Below are 3688 nucleotides of genomic sequence, written 5' to 3' on the forward strand. Positions count from 1 at the left end.
GGGCCCGGGGTCAGGCGAGGCGTACGGGCTTCTCGGGGCGCGCTCCGACGGAGGCGAGCCAGTCGCGCAGCGGCTCGGGGTCGGCGTCCTCGACCAGGGCGAGGACGCCGGGGGCCACATCGGCCCGCCGTCTCCCGCCGCCGTCGGCGACGAGCAGCACGGGACCGTCCAGCCAGTCCAGTCCGGGCGCCGCACCCGCGGTGTCGACGGCGGCGCAGCACACCATGGCCAGCACATGGTCCGCCAGCAGTTCCCGCCCGCTGCGCGGGGGCTGGAGGGGCGACAGGGGCAGCTCGTCGGCCCCCGGCACGAGGATCGCGGGTGCGGCGGCCCCGGACGGCGTGGCGGGCACGGCGGGTACGGAGGGTTCGGCGGGCACGGCGGGTACGGAGGGTTCGGCGGGTACGGACGGCGTGGCGGGCGCAGGAGGCCCGGCGGGCTCCGCGTGCGCGGAAGGGCCGGCAAAACCGCCGGAATCCGGGCCGCCGCCCCCGCTCCGGTCGGTGCCCGCCGTACGGCCGCCGTCCGCGGCCGGGGCGGCGCCGCCGGGCGGCGCCCCCGCGGCGGATATCCCTTCCGGCGCCTCGGCCGCGCGGGACGAAGCCTCCTCACGGGACAGCTCCGCGCTCAGCGCCGCCGCCAGCGCCTCCCTGCCGTCGGCCGTCGAGAAGTGGTTCAGCACCCGGGCCAGCGTCGGCCCCTCCGCGGCGACGCGGGCGCCCAGGCGGTCCAGGACACGGTGGAGGCGCGCGGCCTCGGTGCGCCACTTGCGGTCGACGACCTCCTCCGGGTACCGCTGCCAGTCCACCGGAGCCCAGCCGGGTCCCGGTTCGGCGGGCCCGCCGTGGAAGAGGCGCGCGGCCAGCAGGGACGCGGCCTCGTCGACGAGCCCCGGTTCCTCCAGCAGGTCGCACGCCGGCCGCTCGCCGAGCCGCGACGCGAACCCCTCGGCGAGCCGGTCGCGCCGGGACAGCTCCGTGAGGGCCGAGACGACGCCCGCGTCCAGCCGGGACGGCCACCTCCCCATGCGCCACGCGGGCAGCGCCACCCGGGTCAGCAGCCGGTCCCACCCCGCGTACGCGAGGCCGACCTGCTCCTGGGCGGCGATCCGCAGCCCGTAGTCCACCGCCTGCGCCCGCTCCGACGCGGCGGCCGCGGCACCCCGCTCCATCTCGGTGGCGTGGTCGCGCACGGCCCGCAGCATCAGCCGGGCCACCGCGCCCGCGGCGCGTGCGCCCAGGCGCCGCACCGGGCCGAGGCCCGGCCGGCCGGGCAGCGCCACCGCCGCGTCCAGCCCCCGCACGAACCGCCGCGCGGCGGCTATGTCGGGATGGGCAGACGGCCCCGTGCCGGCCACCACCGGCGCCAGTACCGCCCGGAGCTCGCCGACCCTCATCCACCACAGGAACGGCGAACCTATGACCAGTACCGGAGCCGCGTCCGGCGTACCGGGCGGCCTGCCGCCGGCCCTGCGGTGCGCCCGGTGCGTACGGTCCTCCAGCCAGCTGTCGCAGTCCGGGGTGAGCGCTATCGCGGACGGCGCCGGCACTCCCAGCCGCACCGCCAGGTCCCGCACCATCCGGTACAGGTCGGGGGCGGACGCCTCGGCCAGTTCCACCGTCGGCGTGAGCGCCGGCCGGGACCGCGCGATCACCGCGCCGATTCCCACCGCGCCGAGCAGCGCGATCACCGCGACACCCGACACCACCCACCGGGCGGCGTCCCAGCCGGAGCCCTCCAGACGCCCCGTCGCCCGGGCGGCGAGCAGGACGACGGCCAGGGCCGCGGGCAGGAGCGCGACGGCCAGGGCCCTGCCCCGCACGCGCAGCACCGCCAGGGCCCGCGCGCGGGCGGCCCGCGCGCCCCGCTCCTCACCCAGGGTGTCCGGGGCGCGCGTCGCACTCCCGTCGCCACCGTCGGATCCGGAACCGAACACAGCCGTACGTCACCCCCTCCACCCCTGCGGCGGTTTTGCTCACTCCCCCACTGTGACACCCGCCACCGACACCGCAATGCCGGTGGGCCAAGTGCCGGAACGCCTGCGCGGCACCCTAGTTGGGGTGCCCGCAGGCGTCATTCGGATGGGGTAGCCGTCACTCGATGGAATGGCTTGGGCAGAGCCGGGGCGGTTCGGGGCGCCCGGAGGTGTACGGCGGGCCCGGAGGCCCGCCCCGCGCCTACCGCCGCTCCGCCGCCGCCCGCGCGATGTCCGTGCGGTGCTGGGAGCCGTCCAGCCGGATGCGCCCGACCGCCGCGTACGCCCGCTCCCGCGCCTGTGCCAGGTCCTCGCCGGTCGCGGTGACCGACAGGACCCGGCCGCCGGCGCTGACGACCGCGTCGCCGTCCCTCCTCGTGCCGGCGTGCAGGACGTACGCGTGCGGGGCGTCCAGCTCCGCGACCTCGTCCAGGCCGGTGATCGGGTCGCCGGTGCGCGGGGTGCCGGGGTAGTCGCGTGCGGCGACGACCACGGTGACGGCGGCCTCGTCCCGCCAGGTGAGGGGCGCCTCGGAGTCGAGGGTGCCGTTCGCCGCGTGCAGCAGGACACCGGCGAGGGGGGTGCGCAGCCGGGCGAGGACGACCTGTGTCTCGGGGTCGCCGAAGCGGGCGTTGAACTCGATGACTCGCACGCCGCGCGACGTGATCGCGAGGCCCGCGTACAGCAGGCCGGAGAACGGGGTGCCGCGGCGGCGCAGCTCGTCGACGGTGGGCTGGAGGACCGTCTCCACGACCTCGTCGACCAGCTTCGGATCGGCCCACGGCAGCGGCGAGTAGGCGCCCATGCCGCCCGTGTTGGGGCCTTCGTCGCCGTCGAGGGCGCGCTTGAAGTCCTGGGCGGGCGTGAGGGGGAGGACGGTCGTGCCGTCGGTGATCGCGAAGAGGGAGACCTCGGGGCCGTCCAGGTACTCCTCGACGACGACGCGGTCGCAGGACAGGGCGTGGGCGCGGGCCTGCTCCAGGTCGTCGGTGACCACGACGCCCTTGCCAGCGGCGAGGCCGTCGTCCTTGACGACGTACGGAGGGCCGAACGCGTCGAGCGCCCGGTCGATCTCGTCCGGCGCGGTGCACACGTAGCTGCGGGCCGTGGGCACGCCCGCGCAGGCCATCACGTCCTTGGCGAACGCCTTCGACCCCTCCAGCCGCGCGGCCTCGGCAGAAGGCCCGAAGCAGGGGATGCCGGCCGCGCGCACGGCGTCGGCGACGCCCGCGACGAGCGGCGCCTCCGGGCCGATGACGACCAGGTCGGCCTCCAGGTCACCGGCCAGGCGGGCCACGGCCGCACCGTCGAGGGCGTCGACCTGGTGGAGCTCGGCGACCTCCGCGATTCCGGCGTTGCCGGGCGCGCAGTGCAGAGCGGTGACGTCGGGATCGAGGGAGAGGGAGCGGCACAGGGCGTGTTCGCGGGCGCCGCCGCCGATGACGAGGACCTTCACGCCAGTCAGGGTAGCCCGGCGGGCGCCCCGCCCCTCGTGCGGGCCGCCGGGCGGACGTCCCCTACTCGTTCGTGTACTCCTCCACCACGGTCGCGCCGAGCTCGCGGACGATCAGCTCGTGGCCGGAGAGCGCGGAGTCGACGAGGTCCGGATCGTCCTCCTCCGGTACGTCGTCCTCGGGCGCGACCGGCGGGGGNGTGGCAGGGNCGNGNACNNCNACCNCNNTAGTTNACAATTAATGTATGCATCGAATCATT

General features: G+C 76.8%; 2 protein-coding genes. Both read right to left on the reverse strand.

Annotated features, from left to right (window positions below; all coding sequences use genetic code 11):
• Window positions 1–10 precede the first annotated feature (10 nt).
• Complete coding sequence (locus tag MW084_RS13435; RefSeq protein ID WP_010474232.1) at window positions 11–1936, reverse strand: hypothetical protein; 1926 nt, start codon at window positions 1934–1936, stop codon at window positions 11–13.
• A 241-nt stretch (window positions 1937–2177) separates the two neighbouring features.
• Window positions 2178–3431: a phosphoribosylamine--glycine ligase gene (gene purD, locus MW084_RS13440; RefSeq protein ID WP_010474234.1), complete on the reverse strand. Its 1254-nt coding sequence runs from the start codon at window positions 3429–3431 to the stop codon at window positions 2178–2180.
• Between the last annotated feature and the right edge of the window lie 257 nt (window positions 3432–3688).

The sequence above is a fragment of the Streptomyces sudanensis genome (assembly GCF_023614315.1).
Taxonomy (GTDB): Bacteria; Actinomycetota; Actinomycetes; order Streptomycetales; family Streptomycetaceae; genus Streptomyces; species Streptomyces sudanensis.